10 protein-coding genes and 1 pseudogene are annotated in these 6,193 nt (G+C 31.1%); 8 read left to right on the top strand and 3 right to left on the bottom strand.

Annotated features, from left to right (window positions below; translation table 11 throughout):
* The 5 genes and pseudogenes from ACKVOV_RS04805 to hisIE form a co-directional block, all read left to right on the top strand.
* Nucleotides 1–427, top strand: a pseudogene (locus ACKVOV_RS04805) (bifunctional histidinol-phosphatase/imidazoleglycerol-phosphate dehydratase); the annotation flags it as partial.
* Nucleotides 428–515: 88 nt separating this feature from the next.
* A complete protein-coding gene (gene hisH / locus ACKVOV_RS04800) occupies nt 516–1,097 on the top strand; it encodes an imidazole glycerol phosphate synthase subunit HisH (protein WP_409205633.1) in 582 nt (193 codons plus the stop codon).
* A 44-nt stretch (nt 1,098–1,141) separates the two neighbouring features.
* A complete protein-coding gene (gene hisA, locus ACKVOV_RS04795) occupies nt 1,142–1,867 on the top strand; it encodes a 1-(5-phosphoribosyl)-5-[(5-phosphoribosylamino)methylideneamino]imidazole-4-carboxamide isomerase (protein ID WP_409205632.1) in 726 nt (241 codons plus the stop codon).
* Nucleotides 1,868–1,870: 3 nt separating this feature from the next.
* A complete protein-coding gene (hisF, locus tag ACKVOV_RS04790) occupies nt 1,871–2,626 on the top strand; it encodes an imidazole glycerol phosphate synthase subunit HisF (protein WP_409205631.1) in 756 nt (251 codons plus the stop codon).
* Between the two features lie 54 nt (nt 2,627–2,680).
* The gene (gene hisIE, locus ACKVOV_RS04785; protein WP_409205630.1) at nt 2,681–3,280 is read left to right on the top strand and encodes a bifunctional phosphoribosyl-AMP cyclohydrolase/phosphoribosyl-ATP diphosphatase HisIE; all 600 of its coding nucleotides are present in this window, start codon (nt 2,681–2,683) and stop codon (nt 3,278–3,280) included.
* A 120-nt stretch (nt 3,281–3,400) separates the two neighbouring features.
* On the opposite strand, the gene ACKVOV_RS04780 is transcribed toward hisIE, so the two are convergent.
* On the bottom strand, nt 3,401–3,925 hold the full coding sequence (locus ACKVOV_RS04780; protein WP_409205629.1) for a GNAT family N-acetyltransferase: 525 nt from the start codon (nt 3,923–3,925) through the stop codon (nt 3,401–3,403).
* Between the two features lie 83 nt (nt 3,926–4,008).
* Nucleotides 4,009–4,401, bottom strand: a complete 393-nt coding sequence (locus ACKVOV_RS04775; protein ID WP_409205628.1) for a glyoxalase — start codon at nt 4,399–4,401, stop codon at nt 4,009–4,011.
* A gap of 90 nt (nt 4,402–4,491) precedes the next feature.
* Between ACKVOV_RS04775 and ACKVOV_RS04770 the strand changes: the two genes are divergently transcribed.
* Entirely contained in the window at nt 4,492–4,908 is a 417-nt protein-coding gene (locus tag ACKVOV_RS04770) for an NUDIX domain-containing protein (RefSeq protein ID WP_409205627.1), read from the top strand.
* On the top strand, nt 4,905–5,291 hold the full coding sequence (locus ACKVOV_RS04765) for an acyl-CoA thioesterase (RefSeq protein ID WP_409205626.1): 387 nt from the start codon (nt 4,905–4,907) through the stop codon (nt 5,289–5,291). Before ACKVOV_RS04770 ends, ACKVOV_RS04765 begins: the two co-directional genes overlap by 4 nt.
* A gap of 71 nt (nt 5,292–5,362) precedes the next feature.
* Here ACKVOV_RS04765 and ACKVOV_RS04760 read toward each other — a convergent pair whose 3' ends face one another.
* Nucleotides 5,363–5,725 (bottom strand): DUF983 domain-containing protein, encoded by a 363-nt coding sequence (locus ACKVOV_RS04760; RefSeq protein ID WP_409205625.1) that lies wholly within the window; start codon nt 5,723–5,725, stop codon nt 5,363–5,365.
* Nucleotides 5,726–5,819: 94 nt separating this feature from the next.
* Here ACKVOV_RS04760 and ACKVOV_RS04755 point away from each other — a divergent pair.
* Nucleotides 5,820–6,193: AraC family ligand binding domain-containing protein (locus tag ACKVOV_RS04755; protein ID WP_409205624.1), on the top strand; the 374-nt coding region annotated here is incomplete at its 3' end.

Below are 6,193 nucleotides of genomic sequence, written 5' to 3'. Positions count from 1 at the left end.
GGAGATTTCTGTTAAAGGTGATTTGCAAGTTGACGAACACCACACAATTGAAGACACAGCAATCGCTTTAGGAGAAGTTTTCGCACAAGCATTAGGGAATAAATTAGGAATAGAACGCTACGGATTTTGTTTGCCAATGGACGATTGTTTGGCACAAGTAGCTATCGATTTTGGAGGACGAAATTGGTTGGTTTGGGAAGCCGATTTCAAACGTGAAATGATTGGACAAATGCCTACCGAAATGTTTTTTCATTTCTTTAAATCTTTCTCTGACGGAGCAAAAGCCAATCTAAACATTAAGGCTGAAGGAACAAATGAGCACCACAAAATTGAAGCTATTTTTAAAGCTTTTGCTAAAGCCATAAAAGCAGCTGTAAAACGAGATTCAGAAAAAATGATTTTACCAAGCACAAAAGGAATGCTTTAAATAGTCATAATGTCTAAAGTCTTAAAGTCCTATTACGTTTAGAATTGACTTTATGACTTTTGACTTTACAACTTTAAGACATAAATAAATGAAAATAGTCATTATAAATTACGGAGCAGGAAACATACAAAGCATACAATTCGCCTTGCAAAGATTGGGTTATGAAGGTATTTTGTCAAATAATATCGCCGAAATTCAATCGGCAGATAAAGTTATTTTTCCTGGAGTTGGAGAAGCAAGTTCTGCTATGAAAAAACTCCGAGAAAGTGGATTAGACAAAATAATTCCAAATCTAAAACAACCCGTTTTAGGAATTTGCCTCGGCATGCAACTCATGTGTAACTCGTCTGAAGAAGGAAATACAAAAGGTTTAGGAATTTTCGATATCGATATTATTAAATTTTCCAACAAGGTAAAAGTGCCACAAATGGGTTGGAATAACATTTATAATTTGAAATCTAGTTTGTTTGCAGGAATTTCTGAAAACGAATACATGTATTTAGTTCATAGTTTTTACGCTCCAAAATGTGCCGAAGCCATTGCTTTTACAAATTATGAAACAGAATATTCATCAGCATTACAAAAAAATAATTTTTATGGAGTACAATTTCACCCAGAAAAAAGCGGGAAAATAGGAGAGCAAATATTAAAAAACTTTTTAGAAATCTAAATGACTTTATGACATTTGACTTTTAAACTTTAAGACTTAAATAAATGAGAATAATTCCAGCCATAGACATCATCGACGGGAAATGTGTTCGACTTTCCAAAGGTGATTACAATACGAAGATAATATATAACGAAAATCCATTAGAAGTTGCCAAAGAATTTGAAGCACACGGTATTCAATACTTGCATTTGGTCGATTTAGATGGTGCTAAGTCTAGCGAAATCGTTAACCATAAAATTTTAGAACAAATTGCTTCCAAAACATCTTTAAAAATCGATTTTGGTGGCGGATTAAAATCTGATAACGATTTACGAATTGCTTTCGAATCAGGTGCTAACCAAATAACAGGCGGCAGTATTGCTGTCAAAAATCCTAATGTATTCAACGAATGGATTATTAAATACGGAGCGGATAAAATTATTTTGGGAGCAGATGCCAATAACGAAAAAGTGGCTATTTCAGGTTGGTTAGAAGAAAGTAAAGAAGAATTAATTCCCTTTATTCAAAACTATCAAAACAAAGGAACGGAATATGTGATTTGTACTGATATTAGCAAAGACGGCATGTTGGAAGGGCCAAGTTTCGATTTGTATGCTAAAATTTTACAGAAAACAAAAGAAATTAAATTGATCGCTTCTGGAGGAATTTCCACTTTTGATGAATTACCAAAATTAGCCGAATTAGGTTGTGAAGGAACCATTATTGGTAAAGCAATTTACGAAAACCGAATTACATTAAAACAATTGGAAAATTTCATTTTAAACAAATAAGAAATGCTAACAAAAAGAATAATTCCTTGTCTAGATATAAAAAATGGAAGAACCGTAAAAGGTGTCAATTTTCTAGATATAAAAGATGCTGGAGATCCAGTAGAATTAGCCAAAAAATACGCTGACGAAGGTGCAGACGAATTGGTTTTTCTTGACATTTCTGCCACTGAAGAAGATAGAAAAACAGTAGTCGATTTGGTTCGAAAAGTTAGCGAAACTATCAATATTCCGTTTACTGTTGGCGGTGGAATCTCGTCTGTAAAAGATGTCGAAATATTGCTTAAAACTGGAGCCGATAAAGTTTCAATTAATTCATCGGCGGTTAAAAACCCACAATTAATCAATGATTTGGCTTCAGCTTTTGGAAGTCAATGTATTGTTGTTGCTATCGATGCCAAGCAAATTAACGGAAATTGGAAAGTACATCTTGTAGGCGGAAAAGTAGCCACAGAAATCGATTTGTTCGATTGGGCAACAGAAGTAGAAAATCGTGGTGCTGGAGAAATTCTGTTTACCTCAATGGATCATGACGGAACTAAAAATGGTTTTGCAAATGAAGCTTTAGCCAAATTATCACAAACTGTAAACATTCCAATTATTGCTTCTGGTGGCGCAGGAACAATACAACATTTTGCCGATGCTTTTCTTGTTGGAAATGCAGATGCTGCTTTGGCTGCCAGTGTTTTTCACTTTCAAGAAATTGGGATTTTAGAGCTGAAAAAGGAATTAAATATAAATAATATAAAAATTAGAATTTAATCATATATACCTGACAGGTTTTTAAAACCTGTCAGGTATAGTAAACAAAATAATATGAAACCAAACTTTCAAAAAAACGCAGACGGATTAATTCCGGCCATTATTCAAGACAATAATTCTAAAACAGTTTTGATGCTCGGTTACATGAATGAAGAAGCGTATAATAAAACAGTAGAAACAAAAAAAGTTATTTTTTTTAGCCGTTCAAAAAATAGATTATGGACAAAAGGCGAGGAGAGTGGTAATTTTTTAAACCTTGTAACTATCAAATTAGATTGTGATAATGATACTTTTTTAGTGCAAGTAAATCCAGAAGGAAATACCTGTCATACAGGTTCATATAATTGTTGGCAAGAATCTAAAAATCAGAATTTTAATTTTTTATTAAAACTAGAAAATACAATTTCAGAAAGAAAAGAAACAGAAAATTCTACTACAAGTTATGTAGCCAGTTTATTTCAGAAAGGCATTAATAAAATTGCGCAAAAAGTAGGAGAGGAGGCAATAGAAGTTGTTATTGAATCGAAAGACAATAACGATGATTTGTTTTTAAGCGAAAGTGCCGATTTACTTTTTCACTATCTCATTCTGTTGCAAGCCAAAGGATTTAAATTGCAAGATGTTGTGAATGTTCTAGAATCGAGAGAGAAATGATTTGATAAAGAGTTATAATTATGACAGTTGTGAATATTTAAATTAAAACTAAAAGTAGGAAGCTACTTTTAGTTTTTAACTATAAAATTCAAATGAGGCTAACGTTTAAGGAATAAACATTTAGTAACTCAATTTGAGTTTCATCATGATGTCGGTCTGCTCGTCATTTCCTAATTTGAAAATATGTTTGTCAAACTCAATGAAACCATTTTTCTTGTAAAAACTTATTGCTCTTTGGTTTTCTTCCCAAACACCTAACCAAATATAGGCTACATTCTTCTGTTTGGCTATCTGGATTGCTTTATCATACAATAATTGTCCAACGCTTTTTCCGTGAAACTCTTTTGAAACATAAATTCGTTCAATTTCAAGAGCTTTACTATCTTTTAGTTCTGTTTGCGATTCTCCAAAGTTAATTTTTAAGTAACCAATAACTACATCGTCAAGCGTTGCAAAATAAAACTCGGAGTTCTCGTCGTTAAGTTCTCCAATCAGTTTTTCTTTAGAAAATCCTTCTTCCAAATAGCTTTTCATGTTTTCTTCAGAGTTTGATTCTGAAAATGTTTCTTGAAAAGTTTGTCTGCCAATTTTTTGTAATTGGTCAATGTCGCTTAGTGTTACTGTTCTAATTTTAATATTTGACATACTTTTTTTAGATGTTTTGGGTTAAAGTTTTTTAAAATAAAACTCACTTAACGAACTTATAACTTTTTCAATACAAATTGCGTTTATTCTTCTAATAATTGTAACTGGCTTTTTAGTCTTTCTACTAACAAATTCATCATTCTTTTGTTTAGGTTCGAGGAATTTTTTATATAATCTTGGTATTCATGAACGGTAAAAAATCCGATAACCATGCCTTTTAGCGAGTTTCTAAATTTTATATCTTTTTGAATCACGTTTTCGATATAGCTTGACTTTTTTTCGGGAGATAAGGCGAAAAAAACACTCTTTTGCTTCTGAGCATAATTTATAAACACTCGAATAAGCAAGTCGTTTTGCAATTTTAAAATAGGTCGCAAAGTTATGTTCTGAAAAGCTTCTTCTTCCGATGATTGTGGCGTTACAATTCCTAAAGTGCCACCTCTTAAATCAAAAATTGTTGTATCACGATTTCCCATTTGTTTTTCTTTTAAAATTAAGAAATTATCGATGCTTATTTGTGGCTAAAATCTAAAAGTTATTAGTAATTTAGTGTTGAAAAGATAATTATGAGAACTTCAAAAATATTCGTCACAGTAGATACTGTTATTATCAAAAAAACAACTGACAATCAATTACTTTTAATAAAAAGAAAAAATGAACCATTTCAGAATTGTTGGGCATTACCTGGTGGTTTTGTAGATGAAAATGAAGATTTAGAAGTCGCAGCAAAACGAGAATTAGAAGAAGAAACAAAAATAAAAATTGATTCGTTGCAACAATTTGGCGCTTTTGGTAAACCTTTTCGTGATCCTAGAGGACACATGGTTTCGGTAGCTTATTTTGGAGAAGTTCCAGAAAACACCATTGCCATTGCTTCCGATGATGCTAAAGAAGTAGCTTGGTTTCCTGTAAATGAATTGCCTAATTTAGCCTTCGATCATCAAGAAATTATAGAAAAAGCTTTAAAAACATTTAAAATATGAGATTTCATACAAGAAAATGGGTGAAACCCGAAGATTTAAACCCAAATCATTCTCTTTTTGGAGGAAAACTATTAGCCTGGATAGATGAAGAAGCAGCTTTATATTCAATAGTTCAATTAGAAAATCCGAGGGTAGTTACTAAACACATGTCGGAGATAAATTTTGTGAGTTCCGCAAAACAAGGAGACATTATCGAAATTGGGTTAGATGTAGTAAAGTTTGGTAATTCTTCATTAATACTAAAATGTGAAGTTCGAAACATCATGACGAGAGAAACAATTATCACAATAGATTCGATAACAATGGTAAGTTTAGGAGAAGATGGAAAACCAAAAGCTCACGGAAAAACCGAAATAGAATTTGTAAGAGATAGGATAAAATAGTTAAAAGTCTGTGATCTTTAGCAAATGTTTTTTGTTGTAATGGATTATTAAATTTTTTAGAGAATTATTATTTATGCCGAATAATTTTTAAACATATAAATCCAAATCATTCTGGATAATCGGATATTAAAAAAACACAACAATACCACCACACTACAAATTATTGGTATGATTCTTAAATCAAATGTTTTATCGAAAAATTGATGAGCAATAAAATAGGTTATTAAGCCTTCTCCAACTGTTAATGCGTAGCTTACAAACATAGCTCCAAAAAAATAACCAGGTTCTTTTTTAAATTTAAAATTACATTGACTACAATATCCATTCATTTTTGGGAAACCAATACTAAAGAAGAAATTTTTGTCCCTAAATACTTTTCCATTGTTACATTTTGGACATTCGTTACTGAAAATATGTTTTATTGTACTAATCATAATTATCTTTTTTTATAATACAAATTTATAATATAAGAAGGAATAATAATTTTCTTATATTCGCTAAAAATGGTAATATTAAGACATTTTGTTTATGGAAAAACTACCTATTTATCAGATAAATAAATTTTATTGCGAGTCGAGTGAAAATGATTTGTATGTGAATGATTTTAAATCGCATTTGGTTAACAATAGTTTTATCGAAAACACTCATAGTCACAACTTTTATTTGTTAGTTTTATTTACCCAAGGAAACGGTATTCATATCATTGATTTTGATAGATTTGAAATAAAAGTTGGTTGTCTTTATTTTCTTAAGCCAGGTCAAGTTCATAGTTGGCAACTTTCAGAAGATATCGATGGTTATATAGCTTTTTATTCTCAGGAGGTTTATAATTTATATTTTGGAAAAAAAAAATTAGAAGAATATTCTTTTTATAGAACTTTAATGAATACCCCAGAATTAGT

Origin of the sequence: Flavobacterium sp., from assembly GCF_046153165.1 — a bacterium.
Taxonomy (GTDB): domain Bacteria; phylum Bacteroidota; class Bacteroidia; order Flavobacteriales; family Flavobacteriaceae; genus Flavobacterium.
This window is presented reverse-complemented; position numbering and strand designations above follow the sequence as displayed.